The sequence below is a fragment of the Collinsella sp. TF11-5AC genome (assembly GCF_003436775.1).
Classification (GTDB): domain Bacteria; phylum Actinomycetota; class Coriobacteriia; order Coriobacteriales; family Coriobacteriaceae; genus Collinsella.
Window position 1 is genome coordinate 27,153 of the sequence record NZ_QSQO01000002.1, and the last position, 20,641, is coordinate 47,793.

18 protein-coding genes are annotated in these 20,641 nt (G+C 61.8%); 11 read left to right on the forward strand and 7 right to left on the reverse strand.

Annotated features, from left to right (window positions below; all coding sequences use genetic code 11):
* The first annotated feature begins 3 nt into the window (after positions 1-3).
* Together DXD16_RS01415 and DXD16_RS01420 are read left to right on the forward strand one after the other, a co-directional pair.
* Positions 4-291: a PTS sugar transporter subunit IIB gene (locus tag DXD16_RS01415; RefSeq protein ID WP_117654890.1), complete on the forward strand. Its 288-nt coding sequence runs from the start codon at positions 4-6 to the stop codon at positions 289-291.
* A gap of 11 nt (positions 292-302) precedes the next feature.
* Positions 303-677 (forward strand): VOC family protein, encoded by a 375-nt coding sequence (locus tag DXD16_RS01420; RefSeq protein ID WP_117564907.1) that lies wholly within the window; start codon positions 303-305, stop codon positions 675-677.
* 76 nt (positions 678-753) lie between these two features.
* Here the strand turns inward: DXD16_RS01420 and DXD16_RS01425 are convergent, their stop codons facing one another.
* From DXD16_RS01425 to DXD16_RS01435, 3 genes are read right to left on the reverse strand one after another with little or no spacing between them, the layout of a single operon-like run.
* Complete coding sequence (locus DXD16_RS01425) at positions 754-2,049, reverse strand: cell wall metabolism sensor histidine kinase WalK (RefSeq protein WP_117654891.1); 1,296 nt, start codon at positions 2,047-2,049, stop codon at positions 754-756.
* Complete coding sequence (locus DXD16_RS01430; protein WP_117654892.1) at positions 2,033-2,818, reverse strand: response regulator transcription factor; 786 nt, start codon at positions 2,816-2,818, stop codon at positions 2,033-2,035. Before DXD16_RS01430 ends, DXD16_RS01425 begins: the two co-directional genes overlap by 17 nt.
* 18 nt (positions 2,819-2,836) lie before the next feature.
* Positions 2,837-3,379: a DUF4342 domain-containing protein gene (locus DXD16_RS01435; protein WP_117654893.1), complete on the reverse strand. Its 543-nt coding sequence runs from the start codon at positions 3,377-3,379 to the stop codon at positions 2,837-2,839.
* 549 nt (positions 3,380-3,928) lie between these two features.
* Here DXD16_RS01435 and DXD16_RS01440 point away from each other — a divergent pair.
* Positions 3,929-4,168 carry a hypothetical protein gene (locus tag DXD16_RS01440; RefSeq protein ID WP_117564911.1) on the forward strand — a complete coding sequence of 80 codons (240 nt, stop codon included), beginning with the start codon at positions 3,929-3,931 and terminating at the stop codon, positions 4,166-4,168.
* Positions 4,169-4,253: 85 nt separating this feature from the next.
* Positions 4,254-4,979 (forward strand): metallophosphoesterase, encoded by a 726-nt coding sequence (locus DXD16_RS01445; protein WP_117654894.1) that lies wholly within the window; start codon positions 4,254-4,256, stop codon positions 4,977-4,979.
* A gap of 15 nt (positions 4,980-4,994) precedes the next feature.
* Here the strand turns inward: DXD16_RS01445 and gluQRS are convergent, their stop codons facing one another.
* The gene (gene gluQRS / locus DXD16_RS01450) at positions 4,995-6,113 is read right to left on the reverse strand and encodes a tRNA glutamyl-Q(34) synthetase GluQRS (protein ID WP_255413225.1); all 1,119 of its coding nucleotides are present in this window, start codon (positions 6,111-6,113) and stop codon (positions 4,995-4,997) included.
* Positions 6,114-6,507: 394 nt separating this feature from the next.
* Between gluQRS and DXD16_RS10265 the strand changes: the two genes are divergently transcribed.
* The gene (locus DXD16_RS10265) at positions 6,508-8,454 is read left to right on the forward strand and encodes a DUF2207 domain-containing protein (RefSeq protein ID WP_158551488.1); all 1,947 of its coding nucleotides are present in this window, start codon (positions 6,508-6,510) and stop codon (positions 8,452-8,454) included.
* 461 nt (positions 8,455-8,915) lie between these two features.
* Here DXD16_RS10265 and DXD16_RS01460 read toward each other — a convergent pair whose 3' ends face one another.
* Positions 8,916-9,557 carry a GNAT family N-acetyltransferase gene (locus DXD16_RS01460; protein WP_117654895.1) on the reverse strand — a complete coding sequence of 214 codons (642 nt, stop codon included), beginning with the start codon at positions 9,555-9,557 and terminating at the stop codon, positions 8,916-8,918.
* Positions 9,558-9,834: 277 nt separating this feature from the next.
* On the opposite strand from DXD16_RS01460, the gene purH reads away from it, so the two are divergent.
* The 4 genes from purH to DXD16_RS01480 all read left to right on the forward strand — a co-directional run bounded on the left by purH (position 9,835) and on the right by DXD16_RS01480 (position 14,299).
* Entirely contained in the window at positions 9,835-11,442 is a 1,608-nt protein-coding gene (purH, locus tag DXD16_RS01465) for a bifunctional phosphoribosylaminoimidazolecarboxamide formyltransferase/IMP cyclohydrolase (RefSeq protein ID WP_117654896.1), read from the forward strand.
* Between the two features lie 222 nt (positions 11,443-11,664).
* Positions 11,665-12,396, forward strand: coding sequence for a hypothetical protein (locus DXD16_RS01470; RefSeq protein ID WP_117654897.1), 732 nt, complete (start codon positions 11,665-11,667; stop codon positions 12,394-12,396).
* Between the two features lie 178 nt (positions 12,397-12,574).
* Positions 12,575-13,246 (forward strand): response regulator transcription factor, encoded by a 672-nt coding sequence (locus DXD16_RS01475; protein ID WP_117654898.1) that lies wholly within the window; start codon positions 12,575-12,577, stop codon positions 13,244-13,246.
* A gap of 9 nt (positions 13,247-13,255) precedes the next feature.
* Complete coding sequence (locus DXD16_RS01480) at positions 13,256-14,299, forward strand: sensor histidine kinase (protein WP_117654899.1); 1,044 nt, start codon at positions 13,256-13,258, stop codon at positions 14,297-14,299.
* Between the two features lie 312 nt (positions 14,300-14,611).
* On the opposite strand, the gene DXD16_RS01485 is transcribed toward DXD16_RS01480, so the two are convergent.
* Positions 14,612-15,049 (reverse strand): universal stress protein, encoded by a 438-nt coding sequence (locus DXD16_RS01485; RefSeq protein WP_006235921.1) that lies wholly within the window; start codon positions 15,047-15,049, stop codon positions 14,612-14,614.
* A gap of 249 nt (positions 15,050-15,298) precedes the next feature.
* Between DXD16_RS01485 and DXD16_RS01490 the strand changes: the two genes are divergently transcribed.
* The gene (locus DXD16_RS01490) at positions 15,299-16,279 is read left to right on the forward strand and encodes an undecaprenyl-diphosphate phosphatase (RefSeq protein ID WP_117654900.1); all 981 of its coding nucleotides are present in this window, start codon (positions 15,299-15,301) and stop codon (positions 16,277-16,279) included.
* 227 nt (positions 16,280-16,506) lie between these two features.
* Positions 16,507-19,407: an ATP-dependent helicase gene (locus DXD16_RS01495; protein ID WP_117654901.1), complete on the forward strand. Its 2,901-nt coding sequence runs from the start codon at positions 16,507-16,509 to the stop codon at positions 19,405-19,407.
* A gap of 281 nt (positions 19,408-19,688) precedes the next feature.
* On the opposite strand, the gene DXD16_RS01500 is transcribed toward DXD16_RS01495, so the two are convergent.
* Positions 19,689-20,621, reverse strand: coding sequence for a type I phosphomannose isomerase catalytic subunit (locus DXD16_RS01500; RefSeq protein ID WP_369831461.1), 933 nt, complete (start codon positions 20,619-20,621; stop codon positions 19,689-19,691).
* Between the last annotated feature and the right edge of the window lie 20 nt (positions 20,622-20,641).

Genomic DNA, 20,641 nt, shown 5'->3' on the forward strand with positions numbered 1-20,641 from the left:
CCTATGAAGAAGATCGTTTTGGCTTGCGGTGCTGGCGCTGCTACTTCCACGCTCGTTGCCCAGAAGGTCGCCACCATGCTCGATGCCAACGGTTATGCCGGCAAGTATGAGATCGTGCAGTGCGCCATCTCCGAGGCCAAGGATTACTGCGACGAGGGCGCTGACCTGCTGATCGCCACCACCGTTGCCCCCGAGGGCCTCACCTGCCCGTACGTGAGTGGTGTGCCCTTCATGACCGGCATGAACCGCGTCGCTGCCGAGAAGGCCGTCCTCGACGTCATGGCTCAGTAGGCGCTGCCTGTATGAGTGAGCAGAACGCCAACCCGGTCGAGCTTTTTGGCATGCGCGTCGCCCATGTGGGCATCAACGCCACCGACCCGGCAGACGCCCTGGAGATCGCGGAGCTGTTCTCGACGATGATGGGCCTGCCCGTCATCGAGACCCCGGTTTCGTACTTTAACGATTCGCTGGTCGAGATCATGAAGCAGAACGGTCGTGGCACCAAGGGCCACATCGGTTTTGCCGTCAACGACATCGATGCGGCCGAGAAGTGGTTTGCCGAGCGCGGGCTCGAGGTCAACGAGGAGTCGCGCGTGCTGCTGCCCGACGGCGGCACCAAGCTCGTGTACTTTAAGCGCGAGTTCGCCGGCTTCGCCGTGCACCTGTGCCGCGAGTAGCGCACAAGCTGCTTTAGTTAGCAAAAAGGGATAGGGCCGCATGGCCTTATCCCTTTATTTATGCCGAGGGGCATCCCTACCGTGGCAGGCGAATCGTAAAGCGGCTGCCGACCCCTTCGACCGAGGTCACACCGATGACACCGCCATGGCTATCGACGATCCACTTGGCAATGGCAAGCCCCAGACCCGAGCCCTGCGCGCCGGCATCGCGCGCGTTGTCGGCGCGGTAGAACCGCTCGAACGCGTGAGCTGCGGATTCCTGGTTCATGCCGATACCCTCGTCCTCAACGCTTATGTCGATCGTGCCTATGCCCGCATCGGGCGTTATGCCAAACGTGACGGTCGTTCCCGCATCCGAGTACTTGGCGGCATTCTGCACGATCACGCGCAGAGCCTGCTTTACGAGCGCCACGTCGACGGACGCATCGCAACGCGGGTCGCTGACAAGCGCAGCGCCAAAGGCCAGTCGATACGTGTGCTCGGTATCGATCATCTGTGATTCCTCGCATACCTCGCTGACCAGTGCGGCCAGGTTGGTATTCGCGCGCCGTAGAACCGTGCGTCCGGCATCGCCGCGCGCCAAAAACAGCAGCTGCTCCACGAGCTCCTGCATGTGCTCGCTTTCGGCCTTGAGGGATGCGATGGATTCCGCCAGCACGTCCGGGTCGTCTTTGCCCCAGCGGTCGAGCATGTTTACGTAGCCCTGAATCACCGCGATGGGCGTGCGCAGCTCATGGCTTGCATCGTTGACAAAGCGCATCTGCTGCAGCTTGGCCTCTTGCATCTGGCGCAGCAGGCGGTTGAGCGCGACCTCGATGCTTGCCAGGTCGGCATCGCCGGTGGTGACGCTCGGCGAGTCGACGCTTGCGCGCTCGATGGCCTGCTCCAGCGTTTCCATCTTGCCGCCGGAGAGCTGCATGCGGCCGAGCTCGTCCACGCGCAGGGCCAGGTCGTTGAGAGGTGCCATAGTGCGGCGCACGCGACGGGCACCGCTGAGCATGTTGAGCACGCTGATGACTTGCCCGCCCGCAACGACAAGATAGAGGGGCCACAGCGCAATGAGGTCCTGCGCGAGGGGGAAGGTCTTGGTGGTGCGCGCAAGCTCGACGGTATAGGTGAGCGTGGCCAGGTCCCAGCCGCGCGCGGGTGCGAGCGACATGCCGTGAACGGTGGTGCCGGGAATCCAGCCTGCGGTAAAGGTGCCTGTGGGCAGCGTCTGGTTGTAGCCATAGACCAGGATCGCCGCCGCAACAACCAGCAGCCACAGATCGAGCCAGACGTAGCTCATCAGGCGGCGCCACATGTAGCTCCAGTTGATGGCGCGGGCAATGGAGGTGACGCGCTTGGCCTCGGCGTTATGCGCGGCAGACATAGCCCACCCCGCGCACGGTCTGGATGATGCGGGCGCTGCCGGCGTCTTCGATCTTGGCGCGCAGGTGCGCGATGTGTACGTCGACGTTGTTGGTGTCGCCCACGTATTCGTAGCCCAGCGCCTCGTGCGCGATGCGCTCGCGCGTGAGCACGGTCTCGGCATGCGCCATAAGCAGGGCGAGAACATCGAACTCGCGGGCAGTCAGCACGATGGGCGAGCCGCCGACCGTGACTTCGCGGCGGTCGGGATCGAGCGCGACCGAGCCCACGGCGAGCGTGGCGGGGGAGGGCGCGGCAGCGGTCTGGGCCGTGTCGGTTGCCGGGGACATTGTGGCGATACCGGCGGCCGCGCCGCCCGCCATACTTGCCCTGGCGCCGACGCCAGCCGCGTCCGAAGCCGCCCGCACGGCCTCTGAGCGCTTCAACGCCACGCGGATTCGTGCGAACAGCTCCTCAATTGCAAACGGCTTGGTCAAGTAATCATCGGCACCGGCATCGAGCCCGGCCACCTTGTCCATCACGGCATCGCGCGCGGTTACCATGATCACCGGCACATCCTTGTGCTTGCGGATGCGCCGCAGCACCTCCATGCCGTTGAGCTGCGGCAACAGCACGTCGAGCAGAATCAGATCGTAGTCGCGCTCCAGCGCCAGGTCCACGGCGGTGCGGCCGTCGGCAGCGTGCTCCACCTGGTAGCCCTCGTGCTCCAGCTCGAGCGTCACAAAGCGGGCGATTTTCTCCTCGTCCTCTACGATCAGGATTCGTGCCATACGTGCCCCCGTCTGCGATTATTTGTCGTCGTTCAGATTTTGCTTGATGTCGTCCGCGGCGTCGGCGGCATGATCCATCAGGTTGTTGATGCTGCCGGGCACGTCGCCGTCGCTGTCGATGCGGTAGCGCATGCCAAAGAACAGGCCAATCAGCATTAGCCAGATCGTGGCGCCCCAGGCAAACAGGGCGATGATGGGAATCAAGATGGGGATGTTGAGGACGATCGCATCGCGGCGCGTGGCGATAAACTTGGTGTCCAAACTCAGGCGGAAGAGCTTTTTGAGGTACTCCCACACGCTGTCCATCTTTTTGGAGAAGTCGGTCTTTTCGCTCGACTTTTCGTAGGCGGCTTGCGCGGCGACCATCTCGGCCGAGGGCTCATCGACCGGAGCGGACTCGGTGGCGGCGTGCGCCGACGTGGTCTGGGTCTTGCCCTGCGACTCGAGCCAAATGATGGCGTCCAAAACGTTGCCGTCGGTGGCGTCGAGCGCGGCCTTGGCATCGGTGTAGCTCACGTTGCACTTGGTGCGGATGGTTTCAACTTTTTCGAGGTCGTCCATGACCTGTCCTTTCGTTCGATGGGCACGACGCCGGGCGATTTGCCCGGGCGTGAGCGTTGCATTCGGCGGCCTGCGTCGCGCGGCGCCGCCCCGCCCTTGGTCGAACTCTATAGTGCAGGATATAGATTAAGCGATTCTTGAGCCAAGATTAATGTTGGATGAGTTTTTGGGTGTGTATAGAGGGGTCATTATTAGTGGCCCGCGGCGAGGTCTAATACTTTTCCCGAGAAGTGAACGAGCAAAATCGGACCCCCGAAGCATTGACACTTTGAGGGCGCCGTTCTCTGCGGTTTTGATGCCAGAATCCTGCGTTTATGCCGTTGAAAAATGCGGATGCTCCAGGGGTCCAAAAACAGACGCTCACTTCGCGGAAAAAGTAATAGAGCCCGATAGCGGGGGATGGGGTACCGATGCAAAACGGCGTCAAGGGTTGGTCGAGCAGGCGGTTTCTCCATTGATGTCCGCACGATATGTGACACTTACCCTGCCGCCATGCTCCGTCGCGGCGGCATGCATCTGAAAAACGACCCTCTAAGGAGTTCGATATTGATGAGTGGCAACACCAAGCACCTTGCAAAGAAGTGCGTCAAGGACGCAGGGCCGTGTCTTGTGCTGTGCGCGGCCGGCGTGGCGGTCGCGCTGCTGGCTGTTCTGGGACCATTTGACGTGCTCCGAAGTGCCAGTTCTCTGCATGTTTGCATGGCCCTTGCCGGTGCCATGATGACCAGCGGCGTGCTCGATCTGGTTTTTTGGGTGCTTGACCCGTTTGGATGGAAGAGCGAGGGGTAGGTCCTAAAGGATGGAAGGGCTGGAACGGTTGGCTTAGTGATCGTGCAGAATGTGGGCTAGCGACTTACAGGGAAGTGGTGATCCGATGACGGTCTATGTGACGGGCGATATTCACGGCGGCCTTGACATGCAAAAGCTGCGCGACTGGGAGCTTGGGGATAGCCTGACGAGTGACGACTATCTGATTGTCGCGGGCGACTTTGGCTTTCCCTGGGATTTTTCTGCCGAGGAGTGCGCCGATATCGCCTGGCTGGAGTCGCGCCCCTATACCGTGCTGTTCGTCGACGGCAACCACGAACGCTACGACCATTGGGCGGAGCGCCCCATGGAGCTGTGGCATGGTGGGTTGACGCAGCGTCTGTCGGACACCTCGCCCATACGGCGCCTGACGCGCGGCGAGGTTTTTGAGCTCGACGGCTCAACGGTCTTTACCATGGGCGGCGCCACGAGCGTGGACAAGGAATACCGCATTCCGTATTCCAGCTGGTGGCCGCAGGAGCTGCCGGACGAGCGCAACTTTGAGGAGGCACGGACAAAGCTCGACGGCGTGGGCTGGAAGGTCGACTACGTGATCACCCACACCTGCTCCACGCGCATGCTTTCGCCCACGCTCTATCCGGGGCCCGGCTGGAATTGCCCTGCCGTTGATCGGCTTACGGCATTTTTCGATGAGCTGGAAGACCGCTTGGACTACAGGCGCTGGTACTACGGGCATTTTCATCGAGATGCCAACCCGGCCGAGCGTCATACCGTGCTCTACGACTGCATCGTTCGCTTGGGCGACGAACTCCAGCCCTGGGATGTTGCGTAGGGGTGGGGTGCCTGATTACTCAGCCGTTACGGTGATGTTCTCCCTGTGCTTGCGGATAACATCCCAGCTAAAGTGCTCGACCAGCCGCTCGGCAGAGCGCGGCGTGGTGTCCGGCGCGATGCCCGTTTGCCCGGCGAGCCAGCCCAGCAGCGCTTCGGGCGTGCCAAAGCGGGCGCGGAGTTCGCCCAGGTCCAGATCGCGGTCTCGTTTGGAAAGGCGGCGGCCGTCCGGTGCCATGAGCAGCGGAATATGTGCGTAGTGCGGCGTGGGCAGTCCCAACAGGTGCTGCAGATAGATCTGGCGCGGCGTGGACCCCAGCAGGTCGCATCCGCGCACGACCTCGGTGACGCCCATGGCAGCGTCGTCGACCACCACGGCTAGCTGATAGGCAAACACGCCGTCGCTGCGGCGCACCAAAAAGTCGCCGCACTCGGTGGCGAGTGCTTCGCATTGGGCGCCGTACGTGCGATCCACAAATTCGATCACGTCGTCTGCGAGGTCGTCGACGGTGGGCACGCGCAGACGTGTGGCCGGGGCGCGCAGGGCGCTGCGGCGGGCCACCTCCTCGGCCGAAAGACTTCGGCAGGCGCCACGGTAGATGGGCGTGCCGTCGCTCGCGTGCGGTGCACTCGCGGCGTGGAGCTCGGCGCGTGTGCAAAAACAGGGATAGGTGAGGCCGGCGTCTTTCAGCCGGCGCAAGGCGCTCTCGTACAGGTCTAGGCGGTCGTGCTGGTAGTAGGGGCCTTCGTCCCACTCCAGCCCCAGCCAGGCCAGGTCGTCAATCAATTGGGCGGCAAGTTCCGGGCGCTTGCAGCGATCGTCCAGGTCCTCAATGCGTAACACGATGCTGCCGCCCTGGCTGCGGGCCGAAAGCCATGCGCACAGGCAGCTGAACACGTTGCCCAGGTGCATACGGCCCGAGGGCGACGGGGCGAAGCGCCCCACGACGGGCGCGGGAGCGGCCGGCGTCGTTGGCGCGTCGGCGGCGGTTGTTGCTATGTTGCGTGCGTTGATGTCCATGCGGACGAGTATAGCGCGGGGCGTGGTGGGGGAGACGCTGCCGTGGCCTGCAAGTTGCTGAGGCCACACGTTGCGCGTGCCGGACCACCGGCTCGGCGCCTTAATCGTCGTCAATCAATCTAGCCCTCAAACGACAGAAACCCCGGCAGCTCTTCGCAACTGCCGGGGTTTCCGCGGAAAAGGGGGACATGATCCTCAAGCGGACGGCAAAGGGGCAAACCGTTTTCGCTCAACTGCTTTATGCCCCTCAACTGGCGGCTCAATCAGCGCATGCCGCGCCCACACAAAGCCGCTACACCTGTGATGGAGCTATGAAGTGGTATCTATTGCCGGAGCGGGCTATGCCAAGGAGTGTCCCAGATTGCCGGCAGATAAGGAACGTCCCCAGGTGCCGGCCGCGGGCGTGACTTTCGTCCCGTTTGATACTCCGCTGACCTAGATGTTCGTCACATGAACCCGCAAACGTGGGACAATGACGCTACTGGTATCACAGACAAAGGATGTGCCTATGAACGCCCCCGTTGCCAAGACCTGTCGGCAGCGCTGCCCGTTTGCGCGATTTGCTTCCATTTGTGCGCTCGTCGCGTGCGCGCTGCTGCTGTTGCCCGCCGTTGCACGTGCCGACGGGTATTCCATGACCCAAACCTACATCAGTGCCACGGTCGAGGCCGATGGATCGCTGGCCGTTGTCGAGGGACGCCAGTTTGATTTCGACGACGACATCAACGGCGTGTTTTGGGAGATCAATACGGGCTCCAACCAGCAGGGCGGCACGGCGGGCGTCGACGTGCTGAGTGTCGAGGAAGAGGACACCGCGTTTAACAAAGTCGATAGCGCGAACAAGGGCGACTCTGGCGTCTACACGGTCGAGCAGACCGGTGACGGCGTAAGGATTAAGGTGTTCAGCCCTCACGAGAGCGGCGACAGCGCAATCTACTACGTGAGTTATTCCATGACCGGTGCGGTTATGAACTGGGCCGATACCGCCGAGCTTTACTGGAAATTTGTGGGTGACGGCTGGTCGGCGGATTCCGATGACGTCGAGATGGAAGTCTACTTTGCAAATGCCGCTGCCGGGACGGCCGCCGTCAAGGGCGATAACTTCCGCGCATGGGGCCACGGCCCGCTGACGGGCGACGTGTCACTCGATGCGGACGAGCCCATGGTCACCTATACCATTCCCTGCGTGCATGAGGGAGAATTCGCCGAGGCACGCATCGCCTTCCCCAACGACTGGGTGCCGCAGCTCGCCGCCTCGAGCGAAGAGCGCATGTCGACGATTCTGAGCGAAGAGAAGGAATGGGCCGACGAGGCCAACGCTCGCCGTGAGCACGCGCGTGCGGTTGCCGGCGCGATTGCCGTGGTGTGTGTTGTCGTGGCGGTTGCCTATACCGGTGTGATCGTGATGCTTAAGCTGCGCAGGCCCAAGCCCAAGCCACTCTTCCAGGACGAGTACTTCCGCGATGTGCCCTCGGCCGACCATCCCGCGGTGCTTGCAGCTCTCATGAGCTGGAACGACGTGCCCGATCAGGCATATATCGCCACACTTATGAAGCTCACCGACGACCGCGTGATCAAGCTGGAAGAAGCGACCGAGACCAAGAAGAAGGGTCTGCTCCGTCGCGAAAAAGAGGAGCAGACGTATCGCATCACAGTGACCGACGAGGCCTGGAAGGCTGCCAAGAAGGACGGCATCGATCGCGACGTGCTCAAGGTCTTCTTTGCTGGCGTTAAGCCCGATAAGGACGGAGTCCGTTCGCGCACGTTTAGCGAGTTGGAGGAGTACGCTAGCGAGCGCACCACATCTGTTGGCGACAAGCTCGAGGACTATCAGAGCACAGTTAAGGGCAAGCTGGAGGCGCGCGAGCTTATTGCATCGGATGGCACTATCGCGATGGTGGCCGGCCTGGTTCTCGGCATCATCATTGTCTTTGGCATTCTGGGCTCTCTGTTCTATACCGACTTTGCGGATGCCAACGTCGGTGCCGCTATGATCTCGATCCCCGTTACGATCGTGGGCTTTGTCCTGAGCTGCACCTTCCGCCGTTACACGCCGGAGGGCGCCGAGGTGGCGGCTCGCTGCAAGGCGCTCAAGCATTGGCTCGAGGACTTTACGCGCCTGAAGGAGGCTATCCCCAGCGACCTAATCTTGTGGAACAAACTGCTGGTGATGGGCGTTGCCCTGGGCGTTTCGAAAGAAGTGCTGCGACAGCTGGCCGAGGCCGTGCCTGCGGATCTGCGCAACAGCGACGATTTCTACGACAACTACCCCTGCTACTGGTGGTATTACCATCACTACGGCAACGAGTCTCCGCTCGATTCGTTCAACGAGGTGTATCACGAGACCATCCGCGAGCTGGCTTCGAGTTCCGATAGCTCGAGCGGCGGCAGCGGCGGCGGCTTTTCCGGTGGCGGCGGTGGCGGCGTCGGCGGAGGCGGCGGCGGAACGTTCTAACGGTCGTAAGCTATGGGATGGGCTTTTCTCGACAGCCGTCGGGGAAAGCCCATCCCCTTTTTATGTGCCAAAATGCGCCGATCCTCCCGCTTTTGCCCGTAGTCCCCTCCATCGGAAGGGGCAGTGGGCAAAAAATGGCAAATATGAGTACTGTTGCCGAAATGGTTGCATTAATTTGCGCTTAATTACCGGACCCTAATGAGAGTATTTCTCGTTAGGGGCCACTTTTATTGAACATTTGAGGAAATACGTTAGCTCGCCCGGCTGACCGCCGTGTTTAAAAGCCTCAAAATGCCCCAAATCGCTGCTACTAAAAAGGTAACAGTACTCATATTTGATGTTTTTTGCCCACGGCTATTTGCAGACTCCCTAGGCTACTCATTGGGGACAGACTTAAATGACCAGTCGTTGGGGATCAGTCATTGGGGATAGACTTAAATGACTTGGTATGGCTGCTGGGCCTAGACGGTTAGGTCCAGCTCGTAGAGGAAGCTTTCGCGCGGCATGGCGTGGCGGCGTTCCTCGCGGTTGGCGCGGTGCGTGGCCGCGCGCTTAAAGCCGTGCAGCTCGTAAAACTTCCAAGAGCAGTTGGAGTCGGTGTACAGGTGCGCCCTTGTCGCCCCGCGCGAGGAAAGGTACGAGACCGCGGCATCGAGCAACACCGAGCCAACGCCCAGGCCGTGGACATCTCGATCAACGGCAAGCAGCGTGACCTCGTTGTCGTGCGGCAACGGGCTGCTCTCGAGCAGGCGGTTGTTGGTTCGGATGGTTGCGCGCACAAATGAGAGGTACTCGGCGCAGACATCGGGCTCCAGCTCGCGCATCTGCGATAGCAGCGCGCGTTCGGTATCCATCCAATGTTCCTTGACGGTGGCGCCGGAGCTCTGTCCCGCACGCGCGAGCGCAATGCCACGCGCCTGACCGTCGATTACGGCAACCTGCGAAAACGTCGAGGACGAAAGGCAGTAGGCAAGGTCGCACGCGGCCTCGAGGCGGTTGTACTCATCGTTATCCGAATTGTTGTGCCAAAGCTGCTGCAGAATCAGCGCGATGGCGTCGAAATCTTCGGTATCAAACGGTCGGTAGAGAACCCGCGAGACCATGGTGCCTCTTTCTTTTGCGGATGCATATCGAGCACAGTTCTACCACGCTATTGGCATCTAATTATGGTGCCCCTGTGTTCCATGAACTCACCGTGCCCGATGCCGTGTCCATCCCCTCCGCTCGCAAACTTTTTCTGCACAGCCGTGCGTTGCGGGGTGCATCGATGCGCTCGATGCGCTACATTAAATCAGTATTTTCAATGCCGCTGCGCGAGCGCTGCAGATCGACGTATCACCGACTCACAGAGCACGGCGGCGTACCAGACAGGAGGACTGCATGGGATCTGATGTGAAGATCGCACGCGCGTTGATCTCGGTTACCGATAAGACGGGCGTCGTCGATTTCGCACGGACGCTGGTTGACGACTTTGGCGTCGAGATCATCTCTACGGGCGGCACGGCTCGTGCCATCGAGGACGCGGGCGTTCCCGTAACCCCCATCGAGGAGTTTACGGGCTATCCCGAGATGATGGACGGCCGCGTCAAGACGCTGCATCCCAAGGTTCACGGCGCGCTGCTTGCCCGTCGCGATTCCGAGCAGCACATGCAGGAAGCCGCTCAGCACGGCATTAAGCTGATCGACCTGGTCGTCGTCAACCTGTACGAGTTCGAGAAGACCGTTGCCAACCCCGAGGTCACCTTTGCGGATGCCATCGAGCACATCGACATCGGTGGCCCCTCTATGCTGCGCTCTGCCGCCAAGAACGCCGCGAGCGTTACCGTCATCTCCGACCCGGCCGACTACGACGCCGTCCTTGCCGAGATGCGCGAGACCGGCGGTTGCACCACGCTTTCCACCCGTCGTCGCCTGCAGGTGAAGGTCTACCAGACTACCGCCGCCTACGACACGGCTATCTCCCGTTGGCTCGCCGCCCAGGCAAGCGACGTGGCGGACACCTCTGCCAAGCTCGAGATCTCGCTGGAGAAGGTCGACGACCTGCGCTACGGCGAGAACCCGCAGCAGAAGGCCACGGTCTATCGCTTTGCCGAGGGCTGCGAGAACACCGCGAGCTCTCAGTTCCCGCTTGTGGGCTCCGAGCAGATCCAGGGCAAGCCGCTCAGCTACAACAACTATCTGGACGCCGATGCCGCCTGGAACCTGGTCCGAGAGTTCGACGAGCCGGCCTGCGTGATCCTCAAGCATCAGAACCCCTGCGGCTCCGCCGTTGCCGAGGACATCACGGCTGCCTACGACCGCGCCTTCGCCTGCGATCCCAAGAGCGCCTTCGGTGGCATCATCGCCTGCAACCGCGAGGTACCCTATGAGCTGGTTGAGCATTTCGCCGACCAGAACAAGCAGTTCGTCGAGGTTATCATCGCCCCGAGCTACACTGCCGAGGCGCTCGAGCGCATGGCCAAGCGCCCCAACCTGCGCGTGCTGGCGACCGGCGGCGTGGACCACGGCGCCCAGGTGGAGCTGCGCTCCATCGACGGCGGCATGCTGGTGCAGGAGGTCGACCACGTGACCGAGGATCCCGCGACCTTTACGTTCCCCACCGACCGCAAGCCCACCGACGCCGAGATGGCCGAGCTCGAGTTTGCCTGGAAGGTCTGCAAGGGCGTCAAGTCCAACGCCATCCTGGTCTCTAAGGGCAAGGCCGGCATTGGCATGGGCCCCGGCCAGCCCAACCGCGTGGATTCCGCGTTGCTGGCCTGCGAGCGTGCCGAGGACTTCTGCGAGCGCGAGGGCGTGGAGAAGGGCGGCTTTGCTTGCGCAAGCGACGCGTTCTTCCCGTTCCGCGACAACGTCGACGTGCTTGCCGCGCACGGCGTGACCTGCATCATTCAGCCCGGCGGCTCCAAGCGCGACGACGAGAGCATCCAGGCCTGCAACGAGCATGGTATTGCGATGGTCTTCACCGGAGCTAGGCATTTTAGGCACTAGAGGCTTTCCCAAGCACCCGACCTTGCCCCTCAAACCGTCGCTTGCGTACCGAAGTACGCGGCGCTCCTCTTTCGGGGCAATCTCGGGCACTTGGAAAACCCTTAATGGGATGTTTCTCTATCCCATTAAACTGTTCGGTCGCCTGACCATATCGTCAAAATAATCTCTGCAAAAGACGGCCGCTCCGTTTGGAGGGCCGTCTTTTTGGTATAAGAGGACGGAATGACTAACACGAAAGGTATGACCATGCCCCAGATTGATGATGCCGAGCTGTTTGGCAATGCCGAGGACCAGCGTGCGTACGAGGACTTTTGCGCCAATCAGGAGGCGGTCGAGAAGTTTACGCTCGACAAGCCCGCGCTTATCTGCCGTTGGCGCATGTCCAACAAAAAGGTGCCCATGCTCAACCGTCACATCCGCGCGCTGTCCGAGCGCTTGGTGCAGGGCGAGCCGCTTACCCATAACATGCTCAGCTGGGCCAAGCAGCACGTTGAGTGGTCGCTTGCCGAGGGCGATTACACCGCGCACGATGGCGTGCTCATGCTGGTGATCGACGTCAACGGCAATGCCGCCATGACGGTGAGCGAGTACGAGCCGCTGGCCGATACTTCGGCCAAGGCGCTGCGTGCCCGCTCTGCCGAGGCCCGCTCCGAGGCCGACGAAACCGGCGTGGCGCCTGAGCTGCTCGCTGCCGTCGATAACGGCGAGCTGGCCTTTGTGGCGCCGGCGGACGAGTGCCTGTGCGGCACGGCGACGCTCATCGAGCAGCTGGCCCAGACCAAGGGCATCTCGGTCACGCGCGTAGACATTCCCGCGCAGCTCAAGGGCGCCTTGTTCCTGGTGAGCGACGAGCACGGCGTGGTTCCCGCCGCCGACGCCGATGCCGCCGAGTCCGATGCCGCGACGGTCACCTTCTTTGCCGACGGCTACGAAAAGCTCCGTGCCCGCCGTTAAATGATTATTCTGGGACGGGGATTATTTAATCATTTGATTCCCGTACCCGTTGCGAGCGAGGGACAAGCCGAACACTTTCGTTCGCGAACAGTTCTGTCACCTTGGTGCCGTGCGAGGCGCGTACCGGCAACTTCGCGGCAATAATGGCTGTAAGACAACCAAGAGGGGAGCGGAATCCATGGCGCTGATCTATATCGTTGAGGACGACGAGCCCATTCGTCGCGAGCTCGCCGACATCCTTGCCCGTGCCGGTTTTGAGGTCGAGGCCTGCGAATCGTTCGAGCACGTCTCGCGCGATATTCTCGCTGCCGCGCCCGACCTGGTGCTGCTCGACCTCACACTTCCCGTCAAAGACGGCCAACACATCTGCCACGAGGTCCGCCGCGAATCCGAGGTCCCCATCATCGTCCTCACTTCGCGCACGACCGAGATCGACGAGGTCATGGCCATGACACTCGGCGCGGACGATTTTATCTCCAAGCCCTACAGCGCACGCGTGCTCGTGGCGCGCATCAACGCGCTGCTGCGCCGCACCACGGCGGCAGGCGAGCGCAGCACCATGGTCCACAAGGGGTTGGAGCTCGACCTTGCCCGCTCAACGGTCACCAATACGGCAACCGGCGACAGTACCGAGCTCACCAAAAACGAACTGCGCATCCTCTCACTGCTCCTGGGCCGCGCGGGCAAAATCGTCTCGCGCTCGGCCATCATGCAAGACCTATGGGACTCCGATGCCTTCGTGGACGACAACACGCTCACCGTCAACATCAACCGCCTGCGTACCACGCTCGAAAAAATCGGCATCAAGGGGTATTTGACGACGCATCGCGGCCAAGGCTATTCGGTCTAGGGGCCGGCTATGTCGTTTGGCAAGTTCTTTAAAGATGCACTGCTTCCCGTCGCCGTGTGGACGTGCGGCGTGCTGCTGAGCTGCTTTGTGCTGACGGTCGCCGGCGCACCCGTTTCTATCGTGGTCGTGGCGGTTGGCGTGTCCTTTATCTTCGGTATGCTCGGCATCGTGATCGAGTACGCTCGCCGTCGCCGTTTTCTGCGTCAGTTGGAGCGCGCGGCAGAGGAGCTCGAGAGTCCCGCATGGGTGCAGGAGATGGTGCAATGCCCAACCTATGCCGAGGGCGAGCTCGAGTACGAGGTCCTGTGCCGGGTGGGCAAAGCCGCCTGCGACGAGGTTGCCGAGGGCCGGCGTCAGACCGAAGACTATCGCGACTATATCGAGAGCTGGGTCCACGAGGCCAAGCTGCCCCTGGCGGCGGCTCACCTGATTCTGGAAAACCTCGACGGCGGCGCAGATGACCCAACACGTGTCGATGACCTGGGTCGCGAGTTGGCTCGCGTGGAACGCTATATCGACCAGGCGCTGTACTACGCGCGCTCGGAAGTCGTGGAGCGCGACTACCTGATTCGCCGCTGGGACCTTAAGACCTTGGTGACGGGTGCGATTAAGGTCAACGCGCGCGAGCTCATTGCGGCGCACGTGGCTCCGGTGTGCGAGAACCTCGACTTCGAGGTCTTTACCGACGAAAAATGGCTCGAGTTTATCCTGGGCCAGCTCATTCAGAACAGCATTAAATATGCGCGCGAGGACGGCGCGAAGATCGTGTTTTCGGGCGCGTTACTGGACGAGGGCCTGGCGAGCGAGCGCATCGAGCTCACCGTTGCGGACAACGGCTGCGGCGTGTGTGCGGCAGACCTGCCACGCGTGTTCGAGAAGGGCTTTACCGGCGACAACGGCCGCACCACCAAGCGCGCAACGGGCATCGGCCTCTACCTGGTGGCGCGCCTATGCTCCAAGATGGGCATCGACGTCACGGCGGCATCCGACTCCGGCGAAGGCTTTGTCGTAACGTTCGCCTTCTCGACGAACAAGTTCCAATACTTTGAGTAGCCGGGCCGTCTTGCGCTGCGGACGGCTATGTTCCCGAACGTGAACTTAGCTAAGGCAACTGGCGTTATGTTCCCGAACGTGAACATAACTATGAGGCTCAAATGGATCTCCCAAAACAAAAACGTGCAGCCCAAACAAAACGTGCCGCCCCAAACGGGGCGGCACGCCATCTTTTATCAGCCAACTCGCTGAAGTAAGGCTGCGAAGGCCGCGAGGCCGGGAGGGGTTTCCTAAGGGCACATCCCGCAGCCGCAACGCGGCGAGGACGTGCCCGTGGAAACCCCGCAGGCCCCGCGGCCGGTGGGAGCAACGCTACTTTACGACCAAAATGTCGCAGTCCGTATTGCGCAGCAGGAACGTCGAAATTGAACCCAGCAGCGCATACTTGATTGAGGACAGGCCGCGGGCGCCGCAGAGCACCAGGTCGGGCTTAACCACGTCGAGCATCTCGTCCTTGAGCGTCTCGCGAATGCGGCCGGCGCGAATCATGACCTCGACCTCGGGAATGTCGGGATTGGCCTTGGCCTCTTCGAGCTGCTTGGCGATGGAGTTCTTAAATGCCTCCTCTAGGCCGTTGACCAGGTCGACCGGATAGGAGCCGGCGCTCTCGAGTGCCGTGGAATCGATAACGTGGCCGATAATCAGCTTGGCGCCGTTGTTCGCGGCGACCTTGATGGCGCGTGCGAGCACAAAATCCTGCTGCTCAGTACCGTCGAGTGAAACAAATACCTTGGTGTAGCCCTCGTTCATGGTTTCCTCCTTGGTCTATCGCACGGGCGCGGGGCTCGTGCGTCGGGCGGGCGCGGGTGCGTTGACCGCCGGACACTTTATCTTGTTGCAGTTATACCCAAGGATTTCGGTTTAACTGCTCGCAATTCTGTGAACGGGCGAGTTTTTTGGTAAGGGTAGGCGCGGTCGCACCGCCAACGGTTAATAATGGGACATCGCCCGCATCGTCCGCAGAACATCTACCGGCGGGTGTCTAACGAGGGGGTCCCTTTGGATATTATCGAGCTTCTAAAATCTGCCTTCATGGGCCTGGTCGAGGGCATCACCGAATGGCTGCCCGTTTCGTCGACGGGCCACATGATCTTGGTGGACGAGTTCGTCAAGATGAACGTGAGCGAGACGTTCTGGAATATGTTCCTGGTCGTGATTCAGCTCGGCGCCATTCTGGCCGTCTGCGTGCTGTTTTTCCATGAACTCAATCCGTTCTCGCCCAGCAAGGGCAAGGAGGGCCGCCGCGACACCTGGGTGCTGTGGGGCAAGATTGTGCTCGGCTGCATTCCTGCGGCGGCGATCGGCCTGCCGCTCAACGACTGGATGGAGGAGCATTTCTACAATGCTCCCGTCGTGGCGCTGGCGCTCATCGTGTACGGCGTGCTGTTTATCGTGATCGAGAACTGGCGCGCGAGCAAGCGCGAGGAAATGGCCGTTGCCGGTTCGTTTGGTTCGCGTGCTGTGGTGTCGGGTGGACGTCCCGCCGGTGCGCACTTTGCGGCGCCCGCCGCGGCTACCGCTGAGGATGAGGACGATGACGAGAACCTGGACTTTGGCTCCATCGCCACGCTCGAGGACCTCAGCTGGAAGACTGCGCTGGGTATCGGCTGCTTCCAGGTGCTTTCGCTGGTGCCTGGTACGTCTCGCTCCGGTTCTACCATCATCGGCGGCCTGCTTTTGGGCTGCACGCGCTCGGTGGCGTCTAAGTTTACGTTCTTCCTGGCTATTCCCGTTATGTTTGGCGCGAGTGCGCTCAAGCTGGTCAAGTACTTCATCAAGGGCGGCACGTTCGGCACCAACGAGATCGCCATCTTGGGCGTGGGCTGCGTTGTGGCCTTTGTGGTTTCGCTCATCGCCATCAAGTGGCTCATGGGCTTCGTCCGCCGTCACGACTTCAAGTGCTTCGGAGTCTACCGCATCATCCTGGGCATCGTAGTGCTCGCATACTTCTTCGTTCTGGAGCCCATGCTCGGCCTGTAACTTGGTTGACGCTGCGCGGCGGCCAGAGCGACAACTTGTCATTCAAAGAGGGCGGCATGACCAAAAGGTCTATGCCGTCCTCTTTTTTGGGCGATGGGGCGGGCCTGACGGCGGCGCACGGAGTCGTGGTGTGATTTGCGTCGGTGTCCGCGCGGCTCGGTATACTGGTACGGCTCAAACTATGGCGCTGCCCGCAGGCGCGCCGTCTGTCAGATGAGGAGTCGCCCATGACCCAGCCCTTGCCCTGGGAAAAGAACGCCGCGGTACCCGTGCCGCCCGCGCCGGAACCCGTGCCGCTCGATGCATACACCGCCCCCGCTGCGCCGGAGCCCGAGCTCGTTCCGCTCGACATCTATGACGCTCCCGCGCCGGCGCCCAAGCCTATCAAGCCGCTCGTCGACATCGACAGCCTTAATCCCGCCCAGCGCGAGGCGGTCCTGTCCACCGAGGGCCCGTTGCTGGTGCTCGCCGGCGCCGGCTCGGGCAAGACCCGCGTCTTGACCTTCCGCATCGCACATATGCTCGGCGACCTGGGCGTTAAGCCTTGGCAGGTTCTTGCCATTACGTTTACCAACAAGGCTGCGGCCGAGATGCGCGAGCGTCTGGCGGCACTCATCCCCAGCGGCACTCGTGGCATGTGGGTGTGCACCTTCCATGCCATGTGCGTGCGCATGCTGCGCGAGGACGCCGACCTGCTGGGCTATACCGGTCAATTCACCATCTACGATGACGACGACTCAAAGCGCATGGTGCGCGACATTATGCAGGCGCTCGGCATCGAGCAAAAGCAGTTCCCCATCAACATGATCCGCAGCAAGATCAGCTCTGCTAAAAACGCCATGATCGGGCCCGAGGACATGCTCAAGAGCGCCGATAGCCCCAACGACAAAAAGGCCGCGCAAGTCTACCTGGAGCTGGAGCGCCGCCTGCGCGCCGCCAACGCGATGGACTTCGACGACCTGCTCGTGCGCACGCTCGAGCTACTGCGCACCCGCCCCGAGGTGCTCGACAAGTACCAGGAGCGCTTCCGCTACATTAGCGTCGACGAGTATCAGGACACCAACCACGTCCAGTACGAGATCGCCAACCTGCTGGCCGCCAAGTACCAAAACCTTATGGTCGTGGGCGACGATGACCAGTCCATTTACAGCTGGCGTGGCGCCGACATCACCAACATCCTGGACTTTGAGCAGGACTTTAAAAACTGCAAGACCGTCAAGCTGGAGCAGAACTATCGCTCTACGGGTCATATCCTGAGCGCCGCCAACGCCGTGGTGCGTCACAACTCGCAGCGCAAGGACAAGCGCCTGTTTACGGCCGAGGGCGATGGCGAGAAGATTCAGGCTTTCCAGGCAAGCGACGAGCGCGACGAAGGTCGCTGGATTGCCGGCGAGATCGAAAAGCTGCATGCCAAGGGTACAAGCTACGACGATATCGCCGTGTTCTACCGCACCAACGCCCAGTCGCGTATCCTCGAAGATATGTTCCTGCGCGCGGGCGTGCCCTACAAGATCGTCGGCGGCACGCGATTCTTCGACCGCGCCGAGATTCGCGACGTCATGGCCTACCTCAAGATGATCGTGAACCCGGCCGACGAGATGAGCGTCAAGCGCGTCATCAACACGCCGCGCCGCGGCATCGGCTCCACCTCGATCCAAAAGATCGAGCAGCTGGCGCGCGACAACCGCTGCTCGTTCTTCCAGGCCTGCGAGATCGCAACAGCCGAGACGGGCATGTTTAGTGCCAAGGTGCGCAACGGCCTGTCGAGTTTTGTGGCGCTGGTGCGCGAGGGCCGCCGCATGGACGGCGAGCTCAAGGACGTCGTCGAGATGATTGTCGATAGGACGGGCCTGCTGCAGGCGTTTCGCGCCGAGGGCACCATGGAGTCCGAGAGCCGCGCCGAGAACATCCAGGAATTCCTGGGCGTCGCCGCCGAATTTGAGGAGACGCACGAGGATATCGAGGGTACGCTCGAGAGTCTAGAAGAGCTGCGCGCGGCCGGTGTTGCCGACGTGCCGTCCGTCGCCGAGTCCGAGTCCGTCGTGGTGAGTGCGCCCGCGTCCGAGCCGGAGCCGTCCGCTCCGGCATCCTCGTTTGAGGCACTTGTCGGCGCTCGTGACGCCGCGGGCTCCAATCCGCTCGATAGCCTAGCCGCCCCGGCGCTCTCGCCGCAGGATGCCCTGGCCGCCGCCATCGCGGGCAACGCGTATGCCGTGCCAACAGAGCTACCGGCGGGCGCCGTGCATGCCGACGAGATCGAGCGCACCTACGGTCCGCTCACCTGTAAGGCACTGCCGGCACTCATGGAGTGGCTGGCCCTGCGCTCCGACTTGGATTCCCTGGCCGGCGAGACACATGCCATCACCATGATGACCATCCACTCCGCTAAGGGCCTGGAGTTCCCCGCGGTGTTCGTGGCCGGCATGGAGGAGGGTATCTTCCCGCACGTGCACGACTTTGGCGGTAGTGACGATCCGGGCAAGCTCGAGGAAGAGCGTCGCTTGGCCTACGTCGCCATCACGCGTGCTCGCAAGCGCCTGTTCCTGACCTATGCGGCCACACGTCGCACCTACGGCTCGACCTCTGCCAACCCGCGTTCGCGCTTCCTCAACGAGATTCCGTTTGAGGATATCGAGTTTAGCGGCATCGGTTCTGCCGGTTTTGAGGGCACGGGCTGGGAGAAGCGCGGCGACCGTCGTGGCACGTTTGGCTCGGGTATGGGCTCGGACATGTATGGCGGCAAGGTGTTCGGTTCGCATACGCGCTCGACCGGTGGTTCCGGATCGCGCGGCGGATCGAGCTTCGACGATTTCTTTGGCGGCAGCAGCCACGGGACCGAGCGCCATCGTGGGGTCTCGCCCGACGCTGGCCGTGTTGCCTCGACCTTTGGTTCGGGCGCGCCGCGAGCTAAAAAGCCATCATCTAAGGTGTCGCCGACGGTGGAGCGCAAGGTCGATCGCGCCAGCGCATCGCAGGATTTTGCCGCGGGCGATACCGTGAGCCATAAGACCTTTGGCACGGGTACTGTGATCTCGGTCGCCGGAGACATGATCGAGGTCCAGTTCGAAAAGACCGGCCAGACTAAAAAGCTCATGAAGGGCTTTGCACCAATCGTCAAGTTGTCGTAATCCCGGCGGACCCGGGCGGGCGTATGGGGCAACATCGCCTGCTCGGACAGTCCTGCTCGCACGGAGAGCACATTAAGTGCTCTCCGGCTCGTGCGGAACTCGCGATCGATGTTGCCCCATACGCCCGCCCGGGTCCTTAGGTAACGTTACTAGACGAGCGTTGCTTTGCCCGTTCGCTTTTTGGTCTGGAGAGCCGGGTGGTCTGATAAATAGATACGAGTAGGGGCTCTCCCGTACATGGACGGGAGAGCCCCTTGTTGCGTTTGGGTTGTTGGTGCGATCTACAGGTGCGAGACGATCAGTTCCATCTTGCCTTCGAGGTCGATGGAGCTGACGGTGCTCGGAGCCAGCAGGTGGCTTCCCTTGTGGACGGGGTCGCCGCAGACGGTGCCTTCGCCGTCGATGACCGACAGGCACATGAAGGGCCAGCGCTGCTCGAGGGTCTTGCTGCCGTCGACGCGCACGCGATCGACGGTGTAGCAGGGGTTGGACTCGAGCTCGGTTACGCCATCGACCTCGGGCGCGGTTACGGTACCGTCGGTCGGTGCCTGCGCGTTAAAGTTGATGCAGTCGAGGCTCTGCTCAATGTGCAGCGGGCGCAGCTTGCCGTCGGTGCCGGGGCGGTCGTAGTCGTACAGGCGATACGTCACGTCGCTCGACTGCTGCGTCTCCAAAATGAGCGTTCCGGTCTTGATGGCGTGCACGGTGCCGGAGTCAATCTGGAAAAAGTCGCCCTTGTGGATCGGCAGCACGTTGAGCATGTCGTCCCAGCGGCCGTCCTCGATCATCTGTGCGGCCTCGGCGCGGTCATGCGCGCGCTGGCCGACGATGATCGTGGCGCCGGGCTCGCAGTCCAGCACGTACCAGCACTCGGTCTTGCCCAGGCTACCGTTCTCATGCTCGGCGGCATACTCGTCGTTGGGATGAATCTGGATCGAAAGGTCGTCCTTGGCGTCCAGGATCTTAATGAGCAGCGGGAACTCCTTGCCCTCGCAGTTGCCAAAGAGCTCGCGGTGCTCGGCCCACAGCCACGACAGTGTGTGGCCGGCATACGGGCCCTCCGCGATCTGGCAGTCGCCGTTGGGGTGTGCCGAGATGGCCCAGCACTCACCGATGGGACCCTCGGGAATGTCGTAACCAAATACGGTTTCGAGCTGGCGGCCGCCCCAGATCTTCTCGTGGAAGATCGGCGTCAGTTTAATCAAATCGGACATGTTCATACCCCCATGGTGTT